The organism is Bradyrhizobium sp. URHD0069 (assembly GCF_000701345.1).
Lineage (GTDB): Bacteria > Pseudomonadota > Alphaproteobacteria > Rhizobiales > Xanthobacteraceae > Bradyrhizobium.
Window position 1 is genome coordinate 1 of the sequence record NZ_JNIJ01000066.1, and the last position, 18,654, is coordinate 18,654.

The 18,654-nt window shown below is 58.0% G+C and carries 20 protein-coding genes and 1 tRNA gene; 11 read left to right on the forward strand and 10 right to left on the reverse strand.

Features of this window, described 5'->3' with window-relative positions; genetic code table 11:
- On the reverse strand, positions 1–1,322 hold a 1,322-nt coding region (locus N554_RS0128040), incomplete at its 3' end, for an Ig-like domain-containing protein (protein WP_029586512.1).
- Between the two features lie 1,115 nt (positions 1,323–2,437).
- Here N554_RS0128040 and N554_RS0128045 point away from each other — a divergent pair.
- The 7 genes from N554_RS0128045 to N554_RS0128075 all read left to right on the forward strand — a co-directional run bounded on the left by N554_RS0128045 (position 2,438) and on the right by N554_RS0128075 (position 7,616).
- Positions 2,438–2,743 (forward strand): hypothetical protein, encoded by a 306-nt coding sequence (locus tag N554_RS0128045; RefSeq protein ID WP_029586513.1) that lies wholly within the window; start codon positions 2,438–2,440, stop codon positions 2,741–2,743.
- Between the two features lie 249 nt (positions 2,744–2,992).
- Entirely contained in the window at positions 2,993–3,247 is a 255-nt protein-coding gene (locus N554_RS38935; protein ID WP_245283731.1) for a hypothetical protein, read from the forward strand.
- A 346-nt stretch (positions 3,248–3,593) separates the two neighbouring features.
- On the forward strand, positions 3,594–4,364 hold the full coding sequence (locus N554_RS0128050; RefSeq protein ID WP_029586514.1) for a hypothetical protein: 771 nt from the start codon (positions 3,594–3,596) through the stop codon (positions 4,362–4,364).
- Positions 4,365–4,478: 114 nt separating this feature from the next.
- Entirely contained in the window at positions 4,479–5,099 is a 621-nt protein-coding gene (locus tag N554_RS0128055) for a hypothetical protein (protein ID WP_029586515.1), read from the forward strand.
- 4 nt (positions 5,100–5,103) lie between these two features.
- A complete protein-coding gene (locus N554_RS0128060) occupies positions 5,104–5,454 on the forward strand; it encodes a hypothetical protein (RefSeq protein WP_029586516.1) in 351 nt (116 codons plus the stop codon).
- A 353-nt stretch (positions 5,455–5,807) separates the two neighbouring features.
- Positions 5,808–6,257 (forward strand): hypothetical protein, encoded by a 450-nt coding sequence (locus tag N554_RS36525; protein WP_156042152.1) that lies wholly within the window; start codon positions 5,808–5,810, stop codon positions 6,255–6,257.
- Positions 6,258–7,430: 1,173 nt separating this feature from the next.
- Entirely contained in the window at positions 7,431–7,616 is a 186-nt protein-coding gene (locus tag N554_RS0128075; protein WP_029586518.1) for a hypothetical protein, read from the forward strand.
- Between the two features lie 2 nt (positions 7,617–7,618).
- On the opposite strand, the gene greA is transcribed toward N554_RS0128075, so the two are convergent.
- The gene (greA, locus tag N554_RS0128080) at positions 7,619–8,080 is read right to left on the reverse strand and encodes a transcription elongation factor GreA (RefSeq protein WP_029586519.1); all 462 of its coding nucleotides are present in this window, start codon (positions 8,078–8,080) and stop codon (positions 7,619–7,621) included.
- 1,042 nt (positions 8,081–9,122) lie between these two features.
- Here greA and N554_RS43190 point away from each other — a divergent pair.
- Entirely contained in the window at positions 9,123–9,356 is a 234-nt protein-coding gene (locus N554_RS43190; protein WP_029586521.1) for a DUF6894 family protein, read from the forward strand.
- Between the two features lie 988 nt (positions 9,357–10,344).
- Entirely contained in the window at positions 10,345–10,800 is a 456-nt protein-coding gene (locus tag N554_RS0128100) for a hypothetical protein (RefSeq protein ID WP_036054349.1), read from the forward strand.
- Positions 10,801–11,811: 1,011 nt separating this feature from the next.
- Here N554_RS0128100 and N554_RS0128110 read toward each other — a convergent pair.
- The 7 genes from N554_RS0128110 to N554_RS0128140 all read right to left on the reverse strand — a co-directional run bounded on the left by N554_RS0128110 (position 11,812) and on the right by N554_RS0128140 (position 16,632).
- Positions 11,812–11,889 (reverse strand) — tRNA-Pro (locus N554_RS0128110).
- A 91-nt stretch (positions 11,890–11,980) separates the two neighbouring features.
- Entirely contained in the window at positions 11,981–12,544 is a 564-nt protein-coding gene (locus N554_RS0128115; protein ID WP_029586525.1) for a MerR family transcriptional regulator, read from the reverse strand.
- Positions 12,545–12,604: 60 nt separating this feature from the next.
- Positions 12,605–12,934, reverse strand: a complete 330-nt coding sequence (locus tag N554_RS0128120; protein WP_029586526.1) for an integration host factor subunit alpha — start codon at positions 12,932–12,934, stop codon at positions 12,605–12,607.
- Positions 12,935–13,178: 244 nt separating this feature from the next.
- Positions 13,179–14,156, reverse strand: coding sequence for a beta-ketoacyl-ACP synthase III (locus N554_RS0128125; protein ID WP_029586527.1), 978 nt, complete (start codon positions 14,154–14,156; stop codon positions 13,179–13,181).
- A complete protein-coding gene (gene plsX, locus N554_RS0128130) occupies positions 14,153–15,214 on the reverse strand; it encodes a phosphate acyltransferase PlsX (protein WP_029586528.1) in 1,062 nt (353 codons plus the stop codon). The genes N554_RS0128125 and plsX overlap by 4 nt, the downstream gene beginning before the upstream one ends.
- 288 nt (positions 15,215–15,502) lie before the next feature.
- Positions 15,503–16,090, reverse strand: a complete 588-nt coding sequence (locus N554_RS0128135) for a YceD family protein (protein WP_036054351.1) — start codon at positions 16,088–16,090, stop codon at positions 15,503–15,505.
- Positions 16,087–16,632, reverse strand: a complete 546-nt coding sequence (locus N554_RS0128140) for a ubiquinol-cytochrome C chaperone family protein (protein WP_029586530.1) — start codon at positions 16,630–16,632, stop codon at positions 16,087–16,089. The genes N554_RS0128135 and N554_RS0128140 overlap by 4 nt, the downstream gene beginning before the upstream one ends.
- A gap of 107 nt (positions 16,633–16,739) precedes the next feature.
- Between N554_RS0128140 and N554_RS0128145 the strand changes: the two genes are divergently transcribed.
- A complete protein-coding gene (locus N554_RS0128145; protein ID WP_029586531.1) occupies positions 16,740–17,225 on the forward strand; it encodes an outer membrane protein assembly factor BamE in 486 nt (161 codons plus the stop codon).
- 71 nt (positions 17,226–17,296) lie between these two features.
- Positions 17,297–18,319 carry a Bug family tripartite tricarboxylate transporter substrate binding protein gene (locus tag N554_RS0128150; RefSeq protein WP_029586532.1) on the forward strand — a complete coding sequence of 341 codons (1,023 nt, stop codon included), beginning with the start codon at positions 17,297–17,299 and terminating at the stop codon, positions 18,317–18,319.
- A 63-nt stretch (positions 18,320–18,382) separates the two neighbouring features.
- On the opposite strand, the gene N554_RS0128155 is transcribed toward N554_RS0128150, so the two are convergent.
- A partial coding sequence (locus N554_RS0128155) for an IS5/IS1182 family transposase (protein WP_029585968.1) occupies positions 18,383–18,654 on the reverse strand: 272 nt, incomplete at its 5' end.

Sequence of the window (18,654 nt, forward strand, 5' to 3'; positions counted from 1 at the left end):
GCCGAGGAGAAGCTGAGCGCGATCGCGGTGTCCTCGTTGCCGGACGCATCCGGCGAGGTCAGCGTCGGGGCGTCGGCAACCGCGTTGACGGTCACGGTGATGTTGGCGGTTTCGGTAACGCCGCCGGAAGCGACCGTGTAGGAGAACACCGCCGGGCCGTTATAGTCGGCAGCCGGCGTGAAGGTGAGGAGATTCCCCGCGCCCAGCGTCACCGAGCCATGACTGACCGCAACGGCCGGACCGCCAACGGTGATCGCCATGCCATTGATTTGAGTAATCTGCGCGCTGCCCTCGAAATTGTCGACGCCCGAGACCTCGTTCGCCCCGCTCACCGGGTTGAACGTGACCGCGTTGTCTTCAGTGGTGGTGACTGCATCGGCGACGATGTCGGCAACCGCATTGACCGTGATGCCTATTGTATCCGTATCGGTCGTTAACCCGTCCGAGGTTGCAATCGTTAAGCTGTCCGACCCGTTGTAGTCCGGCTCCGCTTGGTAGGTCAGACTAGAGAGAATTGCGTTAATTTGAGAGGACGTGCCGGTTATAATGACAGAATTCGTTCCGTTCTGTGTTACCCCCGAGCCGGACGTGACCGTGAGCGTACCATGATTAACCGAGACGGTCGTCGTCAGTAATCCGCCGTCGGAATCGGCGACAGACAATCCGCTGATGGCTTTAGTAGTGTCCTCGGTGGCGATTTGCGTCCCAGCTGGGACGGTGTTCACCGGCGCATGATTGGTGGTGGTATCTACGACGACCGGAGCGATCTTCTCGATCGCGCTAACTTTCAGGTTGATACTCTTGAACTCGTAGACCGTCTGGTCCGCCTGCCCAGTCTGGTTATTTTTGTGAGCTGGATACCAAACGGTGTTGAAGTAATTGATTTCGGCGTTAAGCGCCTGCATGAATGCGTCGTCGTTGTTCTGTTGAACGCTGACAGAAATTTTAAGCGTGTCGATCTCTGCCGTTCCGCCCGCGACCGTACCGTTGCCACCGTCGTAATTGTCGTATCCCTTAAATGAGGTTCCGCTCTGCAACACTCCGTTGTCATAGAGAGTGCCGCCTGTGAGAGTACCGGGCAGCGCACCGGATCCTGCAACGTATGTGCTGCCGAGCTTGTACTCGTTCGCGTATGCTTTGAAGATAAGCGTGTCAGCGCCCGAGCCACCGAGAAGAGTGTCAAAACCACTTCCACCATCGAGCGTATCTGTTCCGGAGCCACCGTTAAGCCGATCATCACCAGCGCCGCCCGACAGTATGTCAGCGCCGCTGCCGCCGACTAAATTATCGCTGCCGCTAGTGCCTGTAGGGGTGGTTGCCATTTAGATGCTCCAATATCCTGTTCGAAAAAAATGCGCGACTAGTGCGTCGCTTGCTAGTGCGATGAAACGGATGCCACGATTGCGGGCCGGAAAATGTCGTGACGAGATGACAGCGATTCCACGGAATCGCCTGGCGCGGTTACTGGTGGTTCATTTGCGAGAGCCACGAACGGCTCGATCGAAGGATGAGGAAAACGAGTAGAAATTGAAATGTCATGGAGGCGTAATTCGATCTGGGACCAATCAATTGGCTCCGCATTCCTGGTAAACACGACGCGACCCACTGCTAAATTCCTCAACTCTGCTGACGCAGAGCAGGCGCGATCGCAGAAGAGCAACTCACAAGAGACCGCCGACCATCGGCGCGCGGTCAGCGCAAACGCGCTGCCACTGGAAAAAAATTGGACTATTGTGAAAAGACTTCGACCGCCATAACCCCTGCCCGCCTCATGCTCAGTCCCCTGCGGACCGCGCATGTTTGAAATTTTTTTCTTGTAAGTCTTTTTGCAACATTTTGAATTTTGATCTGAGAAACCGAACAGTCCCCTTAGCTCATTGAAGTGGGATCCTGCGCGACACCATCTCTTACCCTAATTTGGATGCAATTTGCCGTAAATTCGCCTTAACGTCTATATGCCGGACGATATACTTTGATTTAACTATGAATCCGATGGTGTCGGGAATTTGTCCGAGTATTCAGATGATTACACCTCAAGCCTCTTTCATTGATTGAGTTCCTCGAATGGAACTGCAGCACCGTTTCTGCCGTGGGGCCGCGACTCAGGGCGAATGAGCCACCCCCGAGCGGCCTGCCGCTTTAATGACGGCGCGTGAGATTGCGGACACTCCGATAGCCCAACAAAGCCCCCAAGGCCACCCGAGGCCCATCACCTACAGGCGGCTAAACTTTTAGTGGTCTCAGTAGAGCAACTGAAATCACACAAAATGAAACGAAGGGGCGATTAGCAAACCACCAACATTTGGCCACTAAGCATCGCATCACAAGATAGGGGGCAGCGTTGATCAACATGCGTGCGGAATTTCGCCTGCAGCGACTGACTGGCTATTCGAGGTGGTTTGCTGTGGCATTAACCCTGCGCAGGGCTATCAGCTAGATGGACAAACGACGGCTCGAGCGGACCAAGATCCGCCATTCCGGGAAGGTGCTCGTTCGCGGGGAAACTGTGCACGATTGCACGGTGAACAACGTCACCGGACTTGGTGTCTGCATCGAGTTTGCTTTTCGAGTTGAGGAATTGCCCGAGACTGTGGGTTTCAGCCTCGACAATTTCCGCACCATACACAGCTGCAAAATTATCTGGCGGGAAGGTAATATTGCGGGCGTTGCTTTTGAAAAGCCGCTCTGGCCGTCACTGGCAGTGGATGTCAGCCGCCGGGCCAAACTGAAGGTGGCGAAATAGCGCAATCCGACAGCGCATCTTATCGCTGAAATCCGAGAGGCTCGGAGGTGACCATGGGGAAGCCAGGCCATGTCCGAGATGGGGTTATTCGCTAAATAAATGCGATGTCCACACTACGTCCCATTCCCCGATCGTGACCGTGGTTTAACAGTGGTTGCCGCTTGAGTTTCATTAGCGGTTTAGCAAACCCTTAAACAGGCCCTTAAACTATGGAAAGCAGAATGCCGGCATTGAGTTTAGGGGCTCTTCATGATCGACGAAAAAGTAAAAATCAAATGCACGAAATGCTCGCAGGTATTCCGGGAGCGGGCGCAGAAAATCCGCAACGGGTTCCAGACGAATTGCCAACACTGCAATCGGCTAATTACGTTCGATACCAGTTCGGAAGATAGAACTATCCGTCGGGCTCTCATGAGCGCCAAAGAAGTGCGAACAGCACTAGAAGCCCGGCCCAAAAACGAAAGCGTGGTGCAAGGCCCAGTCGGCGATCGCAGTCAGTACTAGCTGTCTTCCCCAGCATCATGAGATCGCGCCCTTTAATGACGATATGGTTTTTTTGCAGCTGATCCGCAACTATCGTGGCGATACTGTCATGTCTGCAAATTGACGCTTATGTGAGATCCGACGAGCGACAGTTCATAGGTAAACCACATAATGCGAAATTCTCAGATCAACCAAGATCAATGCATTACGAGGCAAAGCCTGACGCTGATTCCATGCCGTCGGGATCGCTGAACCGATCATAATCGGGCGATAAGTGAACTGGGGATAAGTGAACCCCACTCAAGATAACGCCTTAATTTGCCAAAAGAGTGCGCCCGGTACGATTTTTAATCCTGTCGGAGCGTCAATGCCCACCCTTGCCAAAGCGCGATTGATTGAACCCGAGTCGGCGTGGGGAGCCCCATCCGAGAAAATGTATCAGGAACTTTGCCGGGACCGGCGCCTCATTTTGACAGCACTTGGGTTTTACGCCAAACGCGACCTACCGTCGCCGGAAGAGGATTCAGAGGGCGCTCCAACTACAGATGAAGAAACGGAACTACTACCAATAGCCGGCGCGCTGGCGGCCGCGGCCGAAGCGTCCACCGTGATGCCCACCGCCGTACTCGTCGCCACTCTCAAAAAAGTGCGGGCGGACCCAAGCCTGCTTATGACCCGAGAGTTACCGCAGCCCGTCGAATGGGAAATCGCGTGCAGCTATCAGCGGGAAAACGAGCCGCCTGGAACACATTGGCGAGACATCTGGGGAGACCAGGTTGCGCTTCTTCCAGGGCAAGTTGAACAACCGACCGAAGCGAACATCAAGAAAGCAGCCATATCTGCTCTCGAGCAGATTCAAAACGGGCGGAAGCGCGGCCGGACCTACAATCGCGCTGATCAAATTCTTGCAGATCGATTGGGCGAGATCTTCCGCGGGAGCGGGCAACCGATTCGCCGTAGCAATGAGCCGGTCATGCGCGACGGCAAGGTAGTGTACGTTGAAGGAGGCGGCCCCTTCTACGATTTTCTTGAGCTCGTTTTGAAGCCGCTGCAGGGATATCTCCGGGAACGGGGTCTACAGGTAACGGTCGCCACCATAGTTAGGCTCGTGACCGACGATTTTCCGCCGGCTAAATAAGCCTGCAAACGCACTACCCGATTGTTCCCACAGCCTGCTTCTCGCAGAATCAATTCAGCTCATGCTTCCTCGATCACCTGCACATTTCCGTGCAGGATTCGGAGGAAACTGACCATGAGCGAAGATAAGCCGTCCGAAGACAAGTCATATCCGCTGGATGTCTTGATGCGTCTTCTCGACACCCCGCAACTGCTGCCCCACGAGAATCCAAAGGAATTTCATCAGCTGTTTAATAGCTTTGAGGCTTACGGGAAGGCCCAGACGGCACGGGACTATATTGCGGTGTATCAAGCCACGGTGTTGACCTGGGATATCCTGCGCTACCACGAAATGAAGGTCGCGGTGTTGAGCAGCCATCAACGGCCGGCACTGGAATCCCTGCTGCGCAGAACCAATGAGGTAGCGACGCTGAAGGGTGCCGAGGCGATAATGAAGGTGGAGGCAGATCAGAAAGCCAAGAAATGGTTCGCGGACCCTGCCACCAGACCGGCGATGATGAAGGCGTTTGAACTCGCCGGTTACCCGCCTAATGCCGTACAGGCAGAAGCCTTCATGAGGGCATTGCCGTCCTTGGCTCAAATCGATCGCTTAATCGTGTCAGCGCAAAAACGGCTCGAGGTGTTTTTGAAGGATCTAGAGAAAACCTCCAAAGCGAGCGCCGAGGCACTACGCTTGGCGGCAGAACGGGCGGTTGCTGCCAAGGCTTCCGACCAGACGCCGGACGTCAAAAAGTAGTGTCATGGCGTCGCAACGGCAGATAGCTGCGAACAAGCGCAACGGCGCGAAAAGCCGCGGCCCCCGCAGTCAACAAGGCATAGCGCGTTCGCGGATGAATGCGCTTCGCCACGGCTTGGCCGCGGCCAACACTGTTACCGCTGACGACAACGCATCCGCCGACGACTCGTGCGTGGATGCGATGTATCAGCGTCTTCGCCAAATCGAAGTTGAACGCGTTAAGGTTCTCAACGAAGTCCATAATCTGTCGAGATCCGAGGACCTCGACACGCTCCATACTGTTATTCGACGGCTCACCGCGCTTGAACGCTACTCGCAGCGTTCTCATTCGAAGCTGAAGAAGCATATTTTTTGAAAGAGCTGCCAGATAGGCTTCGCTCCCAACATGGAGCGGATTGGGATGCGATGGTCCAATCCGAAAGATTAGTAAATATACAAAACACACTTTATAGTTGTGCTTCCGAAAGTTGGCAGAACGAACCCAAATCGGATTTTCGTTTGAACGCAAGGGATTAGGGAACGACCTGCAAGAAGCCCGTCGGCGTGACTCGCAGCATGCACCCTACCGTGCGCTTGGCTTGTACTGTCTTGCGAGGTCGCAACGAATGATCAGTCAGCGACAGCCAGACAGCTGAAACCAGGTCCCCATTGAGTTTGGACACCTGCAACGCTAGCCTTTAAGCGATATTGCCAAATAGGAAAATGAATGTGCCGAAAGACTTTATCAGCGATCATGGACTAGTTGCTTCGGTCGAAGAAGTATTTGCATTCGGAAAGCCGCAAACCAAAACGGAGACCCCAACGAAGGCAGTACAAGTCATAACGCGAGCGGAAGTCATTCCTTCGAAGCCGCATGAGATCACCGCTCAGGTCCTCTCGGAATCCCCGAGGCCGCCGGCCTTGCCCAAGATTATGCCGCAGGGCAAAGAATTGAAGACTGCCGCCGAGCTCGCCGCGATGATCGAGTTCGATCTGGCGCAGCATCCTGAATCGCCTAAAAAAGGTTTGCGAGTTACCGTCTACGGCGCTACCGATTGGCGCGCGATGTTGACGATTATGCCGGCTGCCGGTCGAGTTCGAGACCCTCAACAATTGCGAGACCTTACCGATCAATTCGCCGAGCGGCTTCGTCAGCGATTCGACCTGGCTTGGGAGTAGTCCAAAGACTTGCCCGGCTCATTGGCGCAATCTTGTTGCTGAAGTAACTCAGCATCAATCGCAAGCCATGGGCGCAGCAAACGCTGCCTTGGACCGTGGTGTATAGGACCATCTGATGTCCCGCCCCTTCTCTCGCGGGGCACGGTCTCCTGCATAGCCAAGCGATCGACTGGCAGCAGCTGAGTCTCGATCCAATGCCTATGGCGCAGCGGCTATGGTTGCGTACACGATTGGACGGGACCGCCTCGATCAGCGCTTCGAATCCGAATGCGAAGTGAAACGCGCTAGCGACCACGCGCCCCGGCGCGGGGCGAGATGGCAGGTTCGCTTGCCATACGACCCCCGCCCTGCATGGCCCTCGCAAGGGCGAGGTCGCTGGCGACGGTGTGTGCTAATGCACACTGGAGGCTAGAATTCCCGCCGCAAATAAGAAGGCCAGCGGACGTGCGATGACTTGCGCTTCGGCAAGTTCGGGGCGAGCTCGCAAGCTGCCCTACAGGAAATGGGTACTGGCCCCTTTCCATCACCTCTTATAGCGTCTTATAGCGAATGGTCGCCTTTGCTCTTAGGAGTGGCCCTTTTCCGTTAAGTACACTTCACATTTGGCTTGGAATGCAATCCCGACTTCTGCATGATGTATTTGGGCTGCTCGTTTAGTGGGGGGAAAGTCGTGATCGGTAGGCACTATTTCACGCGTCAAGCGGAGACGCTTCTCAAGGCAGCCCAGTCAACCACCAACCCTCAGCTTGCGGCCAACCTGAGAGGAAGCGGCCGATCTTAAAGCGCTAGTCGATGAGTTGAGTGCGGGGCCGGACGGGAGTCCTCGATATCCGGATGCCGAGCCTCAAATATAAGCAAAACACCATACCGCCTCAGATGGCGGCCTCTTTCAATCGCCACCGCGCTGGCGCGCCCTCACCAACCACCATCCCGCCGTCGCGCTTCCGTAGCGCGGATAGGATAGCGGCCTGCAGGTCCATAGCCTGTTTGCGTGTGGCCTGTAGTGCCTTCTCGGCTATCAGGCGTCGGCAATCTCCCGCGCGAGGCATGTGATAAGCTCGGGATCGCGTACTCGACACGCCGTTCACTATCAAAGTGGTGAGCGCGATGACCATGAGGTTGCCGATCACGTTTGATGTGCTAGAAGGCTGCCTCAGTGTCCGGGAGACATCAATGGCCAAGAAGACCAAGAAGCGAATCGTCCGTCGTGAGTACACGAAGGAAGACGTGAAAGAACTTCGTGCACATTCGAAGGCAAAAACTTCAGTCGCTAAACTGGCAAAGATAACGAAGCGCACTGAGGGATCACTACGCCAGAAGGCCCTCAAGCTGGGCATCAGGTTAGGTCATCGCCGTTAGGTTCAACTGATCTTTAAAATCTCGGCCTCTCCTCTTCCGACCTTCACAACGTCACCGACGCTCTTTCCGAATAGGGCCCGAGCCAGCGGCGACACGTGCGACACAGTCCCACGCGTCGGGTCGGCTTCATCTTCACCGACGATCCGGTAGCTCTGTTCTCGTCCATCGTCGCGTTTGATTGTCACGGTGTGGCCGAAGCGCACTTGCGTGCTGTCGTCGGGCTCGGCGACCACGTTGGCCGTCGCACGCCGCACGCTCCAGTATCGAAGCTCCCGTGCCGCACTTGCAATGGCTGCACGATCGCCTGCAGCTTGAGCTGCAGCGTGTGTCGTTTGCGCCGACGCGAGTGCAGCCTCGATCTGCGCCAGGCCCTCCTTGGTGACGTCGTTCGGGTGTTCGGAAACTGAGCGATCTGGAAGATGCTCGATGCTCTCATCTCCGTCTTTGACGAATGCTCGGCTCATTTTACCCGTGAGGTGATGTCGCCCGCCGGACATAGTCACGCGAGCTGGTCTGGTCGGCCCGACGCTCGCCGCTGCCAGCGGCAGGGAAATGCTGCGGGCGCTGATCCTGACGGCGTCTGTAATCGTTTCCTGTCGGCATGGGATCTCTCGATTTCCGCGTCAACGAACTGGGACGGTCGTTCGTTCCGCAGCAGAAGGCCTACACGACCGTTCTACGGGCAGCCTGCTACTGCTATCGCGCCATAGTTGCGCTTGGATAGTGGCCTAAGTTCAAATAGGCAGGTGGCCTAATTTAAGTTTTAGTCGGGAACCGAACCGACTATGTTGAGAACCGAGATATCGTCACCCCTCCATCATGGGGCTTTCGGAATGTCCTGAGTTGATCTTGTATTCTGCAAAGAGGCTTATATGCGCACGGTCCTCATTATTTTCGGCATATGGCTGCTTCTAAACGTCCTGTTTGTTGTGCTCATGGAGCCCCCGCGAAAGCCGCGAAAGCAGAACGTGACTCGCTCTTTGGATGCCGGGTACGCGCCCGTAACGATACACAAGGAAGCGTATCCGTTCAATGAAGAGGAAAAAACTTCGCTCAGCTTCATTATAGTGTCGTTTGCGATGGGCGCTTTCTTCGTGCTTGCCCTTCCGATAGCTAAGGCCGCAGACGCCATAGGACGTGCTTTCAGAAAGCGGCCACCTGCTGAATGACCGCCTAGAGGCCGCCTCAGTTGGCGGCCTCCTTCATTTCAAATACTCGTCGTCGTCTTGATCGCGGCCAATCCGCTCTTTCATGCCGGGCTCCAGTTTGCCTGCAGCATATCGTAGTGGCCATTTCTGCGAGGGGCCTAATTCGGCCAGTACCCCCACAATCGCGATGCTGTCCGTATTTGACCGCAGTTATCCTAATTTGAGTCTGTCAGGGTCCGAATTCGTTTCCGCTACAAACAAGGGGTTGCCGAATTAAAGTTTCTTAAGTCGACTTGCGTACATAAAGGGACTTTGCTGTTGGATCGATTGCGCGGCCTACACCAGTTACAGTTACAAGATGCCCCGATATGTATTCCGAATCCGCCAAGGCACCTATTCAAGCGATGTGCACGTCGACTTAGCAGATCATGACGCCGCATGGCACGAGGGTGCGAAGGTGTGCTCGGACCTTATCCGCGACGTCGTCGAAGACCTCAAAGACAGTCCCGAATGGCGCTTGGAAGTAAGCGACGAAGCCGATGAACCTCTTTATCTGTTCCGGTTGACCGCAGAGACTTTCAAAAAGGAGTAGCGCCACCACAGTTGGCGACCTCCTTCATTTCAAATACCCGGCTTCGTCGTCGTCTTGATCGAGGCCAAGCCGCTCTTTCGTGCCGGGTTCCAGTTTGCCTGCAGCATATTGCAGTGGCCTATTTCTGCTAGGGTCCCAATTCGGCCAGTACTCCATCGCGATGCTGTACCTATTTGACCGCAGTCATCCGTCCGGGGTCCCTGGCCTGTTTCAATGCCTAGTGGCCTAATTGAATTTCGCAGTGGTGAAAGTGAGAAACGTTTCGGGATCGCGGCATCTGTCAATAAAACGTAGGTATGTACGTCCTAAATTTGAATGTGAGGAGTATATCACAAGCGCCCGTAGTAATTTCTACGGCATGAGAAAGTCCGATGTCACCTGTTCCGAATGCGGCGCTGGCTATCGCCGCATCGAACTGACCTCCAGGTCGGGGACCCAGGGCGAGTTCCGGTGCTTGACATGCGATCATGTCCTCGAGGTTTTCGACGGATCGGCCGAGGTGGCGCTTCGCCTCACAATCCAGCCGGAAAAGAATATTGAACGACGCAGACAACCCATTCTCAAACTGACGTAGCTGCGATGATCGCTTAGCCGATCCGATCAGACGCCAGCCCCGCTGGCTGGTGAGGCCCGGCGCGTATTCGTCCTACGTAGGGCCACGGTAGGTTCCGCATTTGGGTTAGTTACCCGACCAAAGCAGGCGTTTTGCCCTTAACCGTACATTTTCCGGAACGAGTTCCCGCCTCCCGCATCGTGTGTATGCGGCGAGGTTGCACCTCACGCATCGGGATCATGCGAGCAGTGAACCGCACGTTTCCACTCGTCCGCAAGGATACGCACGCGGAAGCCAAAGAGGAAAAAGTATCAATTCTACCAATGCTGTGCCAACCAGCAAACGTTTGGTCAAAGAGGTAGTAATGACAGATCGCAATGTTCTGTTACTATGCGATCACTGGGTTGTTCCACTTTGTATTAGAAGGATTGACCTATGACCAGCATTGAACAAGTTCGCAGCGCCATGTCATTAGATTTGGCTAACCTTGAAGCAGATGTCGCAGCGGCTCTTCCGGGTCGCACGTCGTTACCGTCGATCAGGGGGGTACCATCGGTTCAATCTGAGCCAATGCCGGATTACGTCGAGCATCAAGACGGTGTTTCGCGTGTCGGCGCGCTCAGTGCTGAGGCCGTGGTGCGCGACTATGAAGCCGCTGCCAGGGAAATCGAAGCGATGGGAGCCGAGCTGATCGGCGCGGCGCAGAAATGCGAGGCGATGACCGCAGAAGTGCACAATGCAATTGCTTACATGCGCGATACCGCAGCGGCCTATCGTGAGGAGGCCAAAAAGATCTTCAAGCGCATCGAGGATTGTGCGTTGTTGACCGAGGACGTGCGCAAAACCTGCGAAACAATCAAACGTAGAATCGAAGGCAACGGCACCGCCTGAGGCGTTCCGGCAAAGGGAACTCCTTCTGGTACGCTACCGCTATAGGGAATGTACCCGCGGGTGAGTTCGCGGCGCTGAGGGGGCGATACGCCCCCGTGCGCCGGGCCGAGTCTCGTAAGCTCCGCGATGACGCAAAGGCGAAGACGGAATTCATTACGACCCAAACGCAAGAGCTGCAGGATTGCCGTTGACCGGCAAGGCTCATCTGGTCGCATGCAAAGCAGCGGCGGGGGCGGTAATTTTTTGCAGCGGTAGATCGAATGGCGGACGTTGTCGTTGAGGAGCGCCACGGTCCCTGGTCGATCATAGGCGCAAACAATGCTCGCATGATCAAGCTGGCCGGGACGCGAGTGATCACGCCTTACCCTTTAGACATCTGGTCCGCTGCCGGTCGCAGAGGGGCACACATTTGTTGTATTTCGCCCCCGACATCTCGGCGCAAACGCCCAAGCAATTCGTCGCTTGGGACTCACATTGTGCTGGTGTCTTTGCTGCCGGTGGCTTTGCTGCCGCCGGTGAGTTGAGGAGCACCCCGATGCCTATGAGGGTGATCGCGAAGAAAAGGTGCCGTGTCATGGATGAGCCTGCCATCCTTGTCATGGTTGAGCCTCGCATCCTTCGAAAATACTACGGAAGCCATATTGTCGGTGTGAAGCGGTTCACTCACTTCGCGTCTCTTTGTCGGTCCCAGGGAACGCAGCTAATCAGGACTGCAAACGGCAGCGCTGCCTCAGCGTTGGCAAATGCTGGGCTGGGTCGCCTGTGACCTCAGGCGGCGGGCGAAGCGCCCCCTGTGCCCGCGATCACCCCGTACTTGGCCCGCTGGTCAGGTGCTTTCAAACTCGCCCATGACGGCCGGAATTAACCCGGTTCGACACTGTTCACGACCATGACCGAGAGAAAGCGCAAAAGAGCCGAGCCACAGCGCGATATCCCTCCGCCCGGCCCGGATGCTCGTCTCACGGGATCTCAGACGGAAAGGAGAAAAGCCCCGCATTTGCGGGGCCTTTTTGGTCGGAGCGAGAGGATTTGAACCTCCGACCCCTAGTCTCCCAGACTAGTGCGCTAACCGGGCTGCGCCACGCTCCGATGCCGTTCCCTTAGCTTCGATCAGCCTTGCGCGCAAGGCGCCCGGTTGGCCTCGCGGATCCAGCGATGCCGGTTCCGCTGGGTTAGTCGGCTAGCCGTCCTTCAGCGCCTGATCGAGCAATTGCCGGCAGGCGATGAGGTCCTGCAACACGGTTTGCAGACGTGCGACGTCGAGCGGGCGCGCTCCGCCGGCAACGCCGGGAATCGGGCCGGCATCCAACTCCGCCGGGATTCCGTCCTCATCGCTTTCGAGAAGACGAAAATCGATGCCGTCCGTACCCTCATAATCGTCGTCGTCGACGTCGATGCCGGGCGAAGGGTCGTCCTGCTCCAGAAGGCTTTTTCCGATTACCTCTTCGATCGCGCCGAACGAGGCAATAGCCGATCCATCCGCCAGACGCTGAACCGATTTGATGCCATGCTCTTTGAGAATCCGCTGCACCCCGCGGATGGTGTAGCCCTCGCCATACAGCAATCGGCGGATGCCCCTGAGCAGATCGACGTCGTCGGGGCGGTAGTAGCGGCGGCCCCCGCTCCGCTTCATCGGCTTGATCTGGGTGAACCGCGTCTCCCAGAACCGCAGCACGTGCTGGGGGATGTCGAGGTCGTCGGCAACCTCGCTGATGGTTCGGAACGCATCGGGCGCCTTGTCCAAATGCTCGCTCCCCTCGATCGCCCGGTTGAGTGACTTTGTTCGTCGGGCGGCTCGCCCTAGTTAGTCGGTCTTGCTTTCGCCGTTACCGGGGCTGTGGCCGTTGATCCGTTGCTTGAGGATGGCCGACGGCTTGAACACCATCACGCGACGCGGAGAAATAGGCACCTCGGTTCCCGTCTTCGGGTTACGCCCGATACGCTGACCCTTCTTGCGCACCATGAATGACCCGAACGACGACAGTTTCACCGTCTCGCCCTTCTCAAGGCAATCGGTGATCTCTTTCAGCACCAGTTCGACGAAGGCAGACGATTCCGTGCGTGACAAGCCCACCTTCTGGTAGACGGCCTCGCACAGGTCGACGCGTGTGACTGTTTTTCCGGTTCCGGTCATCGCCTTGCCCCAACTCACGGCGAACAATTTCGTATCTGAAATTATGAGGTTAACGGACGACGGTCAACAGCGCTCATCGATGTACCGCGTGGTTTCGAGCAATGTGGCCGCCGGTTCGCGCGAAGAAGGCGCGGCGCCTTTATGGTCTGGGGCGACTTCTGACCCAAAACCGGTAGCCACTTTTGCTGAATTCGCTCCACCATGAAACAAAACTGCAAAGTCCATAGACTTTTTAATACGGCGCTTACCACCGCAACAATGCCGAGCCCCAGGTGAAACCGCCGCCCATGGCTTCGAGCAGCACCAGATCGCCCGTCTTCACGCGCCGGTCCTTAGCCGCGACCGTGAGTGCGAGGGGTATTGACGCCGCCGAGGTATTGCCGTGCAGATCTACCGTCAGCACCACCTTCTGCGGCGCAATATGCAGCTTGTGCGCCGAAGCATCGATGATTCGTTTGTTGGCCTGGTGAGGAACAAACCAGTCGATGTCCTCGGCGCTCGTGCCGGTAGCCTTGAAAGCATCCACAATCACGTCGGTGATCATGCCGACGGCATGCTTGAAGACTTCACGGCCCTCCATCCTGAGATAGCCGACCGTCCGGGTCGAGGATGGACCGCCATCGACGTACAACTTGGATTTGTGCCGGCCGTCGGAGCGCAGATGCGTCGTCAATATGCCGCGGTCGGAGGATTTGCCCGGTTGCGGTTGCGCTTCGAGCACGACAGCGCCGGCGCCATCGCCGAACAGCACGCAGGTGCCCCGGTCGTTCCAGTCGAGAATCCGCGAGAATGTCTCGGCCCCGATCACCAAAGCGCGCTTGTAGGCGCCATTGCGCAGGAAATTGTCCGCAGTGGCGAGCGCGAAGATGAACCCTGAGCAGACCGCCTGCAGGTCGAATGCGGCACCGTGGTGGATGCCCAACTCGCTCTGCACCGCAACCGCGGTTGCGGGAAAGGTATTGTCGGGCGTCGAGGTCGCCAGCACGATCAGATCGATCGACTGCGCGTCGATTCCGGCATCGGCAAGCGCTGCGCGCGCGGCATTGATCGCCAGGTGCGAGGTGAACTCGTCCTTCGCGGCAATGTGGCGCTGCTTGATGCCGGTGCGCTGCACGATCCACTCGTCGGAGGTGTCTATCCGCGCTGCCAGTTCAGCATTGGTCAGGATCTGCTGAGGCAAATAGGAGCCGCAGCCGAGCACGACCGAACGTATCGCAGTCACGAGAAAGCCTCCTGCGCGGTCGGCGCTTGAGCGGGCGAGCTGCCGTCGCGATTGAGCATTTGGTTGATCTTGTTCAGGAGATCATAGCGAACCATCTCATAGCCAACATCGACCGCGTACGCAAAGCCCTCGGCGTCGGTTCCGCCGTGGCTCTTGACGACGATGCCCTTCAATCCGAGCAGCACGCCGCCATTGGACTTTGAGGGATCCATCTTGTCGCGCAGCGCCTTAAAGGCGTGGCGGGCGAACAGATAGCCGATCCGCGAGCGCCAGGTGCGTGCCATGGCGCTACGCAGATATTCGGAAATCTGCCGCGCGGTTCCTTCGGCCGCCTTCAATGCGATGTTGCCGCTAAAACCCTCGGTCACGATCACGTCGGCGGCGCCCTTGCCGATGCCGTCGCCTTCGACGAATCCGATATATTCGAGCTGCGGAAGGTTCATCGCACGCAATAGCTCGGCGGCCTTGCGAATTTCCTCACCGCCCTTGATCTCTTCGACGCCGATATTGAGCAGGCCGACGGTCGGCCGCTCGAGATCGAACAATACGCTCGCCATGGCGCTGCCCATCACCGCCAGCGCCATCAAGTGATGCGCATCGCCGCCGATGGTGGCGCCGAGGTCGAGCACGACCGAATCGCCGCGGATCGTCGGCCATACCGCCGCGATCGCCGGACGGTCGATGCCGGGCAGCGTATGGAGATGGAACCGCGCCATCGCCATCAAGGCACCGGTATTGCCCGCAGATACAGCGACGTCGGCCTCGCCCTTCTTGACCGCGTCGATCGCCAGCCACATCGACGAGGTCCTGCGGCCACGGCGCAACGCCTGGCTGGGCTTGTCGTGCATGCTGACGGCGACGTCGGTATGAATGACGCGCGAGGCGGCTTTCATCGTCGGATGCTTGGCGAGTTGTGCTTCGATCAGCGCGCGATCACCGAACAGAAGAAATTCGGTGTCGGGATGTCGGGTCAACGAAATCGCGGCGCCGGGAATGACGACCGATGCGCCGACATCGCCACCCATGGCGTCAAGCGCGATTCGAACCTTTTGCGGCATGAACGTCCCGGAAACCTGATCTTTTGCGGTCTTAAGCGCTCGGCCGCGAACTGGAAGTCGCCATGGACGGCGACGATCGGCGAAGCGCAACGCTGCACTCCGTCAGGGCCGCGACAATAGCGTGTCCCCGCCCCGACACAACCTCTTGACCGCTTCCTTTTGGAGGCCGCGTGTTGGCAGCCGAGAATCAGTCCACGCTGATTAATCTCACTAATTCAAGGAATTAGACCGAATTTCGGAATCGGTCCCACATCCATCACGGGAGTCAGGCGCCTCTTCAGCAGCCCCTCAACGACGCTTGGGCTTCTTCGGAGCGGAATTTGCGTCGAGCTGCAACGCTTTGAGCGCAGCAAAGGGATGGTCTTCTGGATCATCAGCCACGACCGGCGGCTCGAAAACCGCGTCCGGCCTGCGTGGGTAGGGATCAATCCCTAACAATAGCGCATCGGTGGCGAGGCGGCCAAGATCGATAGCACCGTTGTCGATCGGCTCCGGCGGATCCGGAATCTCCGCCTCGCTCTTGGCGGCCTCATCGACGAGATCAGCGAGTTGGGGAATCTGCTCAGGTGGTGCGAAGACCAGATCGATGTCTTCATCGATGTCGTTCTCGATCGGATCGAGCGTGACGACACAGGTCTGCCCGACCCGCGCCCGAACATGGCCTGCGACGTGGACGCGGCCGCCGCTTTTGGGCGTCACATCAAGGACGGCACTTGCCGATAGAATTTCGCGCAAGCCCGCGACCTCTGCCATGGCCGCGCGTTGAGCGCGGTCGGCTTGGATGTCGAGATGCATTCCGGTCTCCGGTATTTGCGCTACGATCACCGGAACGCTCCAGGGATCGGGTTTGGGCGTCATACCCGTTGTTCTGTTCATTGCCGTACTCCCGCCGGCGAGGCAAACTTCCACGATCCACTCTGCAAGGTCGCGTCGTCCAATCCTGCCAAAGCTGCGACGGCCGTCTCGGTGTAGAAGGCGAGCCGCCGGGCCTTTTCGATTTGCTCTCCGTTTAAGATATTCTTGCAAAGCGCTTGCGCCAGCGGCTCCGCGCCGGCGGTCAGAGCAAGATCGTAGGCCGCCGCCCGGCCGTAGAAGGCCTCCCCGAAGGCCTGCATGCGCTTCGGGACCCTGAGATCGCCGACGCCCATTTCGCGCAAATTGCCATCCATATCGTCGCAGAAGCGATCGAACAGCATCTGGGAAAGGCCCACGCCGCCCTCAGTCGAGTTCATTCGCCGCAATACCATCCACAAATGCAGCACCAGCAGGTCAAAACGGCCGTTAACCGTATCCGGCACGCCCAAGTCCCGATAAAACAACGGTTCTCGCGCTTGCGTCACGATCGTGCCATAGATGGCCTCAATGGTGCCGCGCGAGGGTATCCGGGGTTTCCTGAAGTGATTGAACGGCCAAAGCATCGTGGGTTCCGGAAGCGAGCCCCCCGGGCCCGCGCATGTTGCAATCCAACGTGCTGCCCGGTACGTCAACGTCTCGCGCGATGCAAGGGGACGGGACCAATTCCGGAATGACCGAGACGAGCCAGACACGTTCACACGCGTACTCCACGCGAGGCTTGCTCGCGCGCTGGCATGGCTTGCGCGCGGCCGCGGCCATCGCTTTGGTGTGCGCGGGGCTCGGCGGATGTACCGGCGAACAGTTTCAGAAAGGCTATATCCTGCCGGCAGGCGCGCTCGAGCAAATTCCGATCGGCGCGAGCCAGGATCAGGTGCTGATCGTGATGGGAACGCCATCCACCGTCGCAACCCTCAATGGTGAAGTGTTTTATTACATCTCGCAGCGCTCCGAACGTCCGGTCGCCTTCATGAACCAGAGGGTCGTCGACCAGCGGGTGATCGCGATCTATTTCGACAAGAACCGCCAGGTGCAGCGACTCGCCAATTATGGGCTGCAGGACGGCAAGATCTTCGACTTCATCAGCCGCACCACGCCGACCTCGGGTCAGGAGCTCAGCTACCTGACGCCGCTGTTCAAGCTGCTGAGCTTCAACTAAGGCGCCTGCGCCAGGCTGACGGCTTGCCGACCGCCCGCGCGTTCCCTAGGCTCCCTGCAAAACGATAATCCATGCAGGGGAGTGAACACGTGACCAAGAGATTGCTTACACGACGCGGTGTGCTGACCGGGGCCGCCGCAGTTTCGGCGGCGACCATTCTGCCGCGCGCGAGCCTTGGCGCCGACTGGCGGCCGACCGAGACCGTGCGCCTGATCGTGCCGGCCGCGCCCGGCGGGAGCACCGACGTGATGGGACGCATGCTGGCGGCTCATCTGCAAGGCGCCTGGGGGCAGTCCGCCATTGTGGAAAACCGCTCCGGCGCCGGCGGCACCATCGGCACCGCCGAGGTGACGCGCCAGAAGGGCGACGGCCATACCATCCTGGTCGGCAATCCCGGCCCCAACGCCATCGCGCTCAGCATCTACCGCAACCTGAGCTACAAGGCCGATCAGCTGCAGGCGGTTTCCAACCTGATCCGGATCCCCAACATCATCTCGGCGCACCCTTCGGTGCCGATCAAGTCGATCGCCGAGATGATCGCCTACATCAAGGCCAATCCGGACAAGCTGACCTATGGCTCCTCCGGCATCGGGCAGAGCCCTCACCTCACCATGGCCTGGCTGCTGCAGCTGACGGGACTGAAGATGGTGCATGTGCCGTTCCGCGGCGCCGGTCCGGCGCTGCAGGCAGCCCTCGGCGGCGACATCCAGATCCTGTCCGACAATCTGTTTCCGTCGCTGCCGCAGGTTCAGGACGGCAAGCTCACCGGCCTCGCCGTGACCACGCCCGAACGCAGCCCGTCGGCGCCGAACCTGCCGACCGTTCGCGACACGGGGCAGGAATTGGCAAAATTCGACGTCTCGTCGTGGTTCGGCATCTTCCTGCCGAAGAGCACGCCGGCCCCGATCGTCGATGCCCTCAACAAGGAGATAAAGGTGTTTCTGGAGCGCGAGGACACCAAGAAGAACATTGCCGCGATGGGCGCGCGCACCGACTACGGCACGCCGCAACAGTTTTCCGATTTCGTCGCCGCGGAGACCGCCAAATTCGCCGCCATCATCAAGCAGGAAGGCCTGCAGATGGATGTGAACTGAGGGCAGCGGGCACAGCAGCACTCCTCATCCTGAGAGTCTGACTCAAAATAGGTCATTGGCATATCAGGTTCTTGCCAGGCGGCGGGAAAGCAGGCGGATGCTTGCAATCAGGACCCAGGCTTCCGCGCTGGCTATGGATGCCTCGAAGTCTTTGGCAAGCCTTCGATTGCGACCGAACCATGCAAACGTGCGCTCGACGACCCAACGCCGAGGCTCGGCTTTGAACGTTCCCACGCTCTGCGAGCGGGTGACGATCTCGATGGTCCATTTGCCCTGATCGGCGAGTGCCTCGAGCAATTTCGGACCTCGGTAGACGCGGTCGGCGAAGATGTGGC

What these genes read in the sequence shown, in the direction of transcription:
- N554_RS0128045 (WP_029586513.1), top strand. Translation starts at nt 2,438, where the DNA reads ATGGACAAACGACGGCTCGAGCGGACCAAGATCCGCCATTCCGGGAAG.
- N554_RS38935 (WP_245283731.1), top strand. Translation starts at nt 2,993, where the DNA reads ATGATCGACGAAAAAGTAAAAATCAAATGCACGAAATGCTCGCAGGTA.
- N554_RS0128050 (WP_029586514.1), top strand. Translation starts at nt 3,594, where the DNA reads ATGCCCACCCTTGCCAAAGCGCGATTGATTGAACCCGAGTCGGCGTGG.
- N554_RS0128055 (WP_029586515.1), top strand. Translation starts at nt 4,479, where the DNA reads ATGAGCGAAGATAAGCCGTCCGAAGACAAGTCATATCCGCTGGATGTC.
- N554_RS0128060 (WP_029586516.1), top strand. Translation starts at nt 5,104, where the DNA reads ATGGCGTCGCAACGGCAGATAGCTGCGAACAAGCGCAACGGCGCGAAA.
- N554_RS0128075 (WP_029586518.1), top strand. Translation starts at nt 7,431, where the DNA reads ATGGCCAAGAAGACCAAGAAGCGAATCGTCCGTCGTGAGTACACGAAG.
- greA (WP_029586519.1), bottom strand. Translation starts at nt 8,080, where the DNA reads ATGAGCCGAGCATTCGTCAAAGACGGAGATGAGAGCATCGAGCATCTT.
- N554_RS43190 (WP_029586521.1), top strand. Translation starts at nt 9,123, where the DNA reads ATGCCCCGATATGTATTCCGAATCCGCCAAGGCACCTATTCAAGCGAT.
- N554_RS0128100 (WP_036054349.1), top strand. Translation starts at nt 10,345, where the DNA reads ATGACCAGCATTGAACAAGTTCGCAGCGCCATGTCATTAGATTTGGCT.
- N554_RS0128120 (WP_029586526.1), bottom strand. Translation starts at nt 12,934, where the DNA reads ATGACCGGAACCGGAAAAACAGTCACACGCGTCGACCTGTGCGAGGCC.
- plsX (WP_029586528.1), bottom strand. Translation starts at nt 15,214, where the DNA reads ATGCCGCAAAAGGTTCGAATCGCGCTTGACGCCATGGGTGGCGATGTC.
- N554_RS0128135 (WP_036054351.1), bottom strand. Translation starts at nt 16,090, where the DNA reads ATGAACAGAACAACGGGTATGACGCCCAAACCCGATCCCTGGAGCGTT.
- N554_RS0128140 (WP_029586530.1), bottom strand. Translation starts at nt 16,632, where the DNA reads ATGCTTTGGCCGTTCAATCACTTCAGGAAACCCCGGATACCCTCGCGC.
- N554_RS0128145 (WP_029586531.1), top strand. Translation starts at nt 16,740, where the DNA reads ATGACCGAGACGAGCCAGACACGTTCACACGCGTACTCCACGCGAGGC.
- N554_RS0128150 (WP_029586532.1), top strand. Translation starts at nt 17,297, where the DNA reads ATGCAGGGGAGTGAACACGTGACCAAGAGATTGCTTACACGACGCGGT.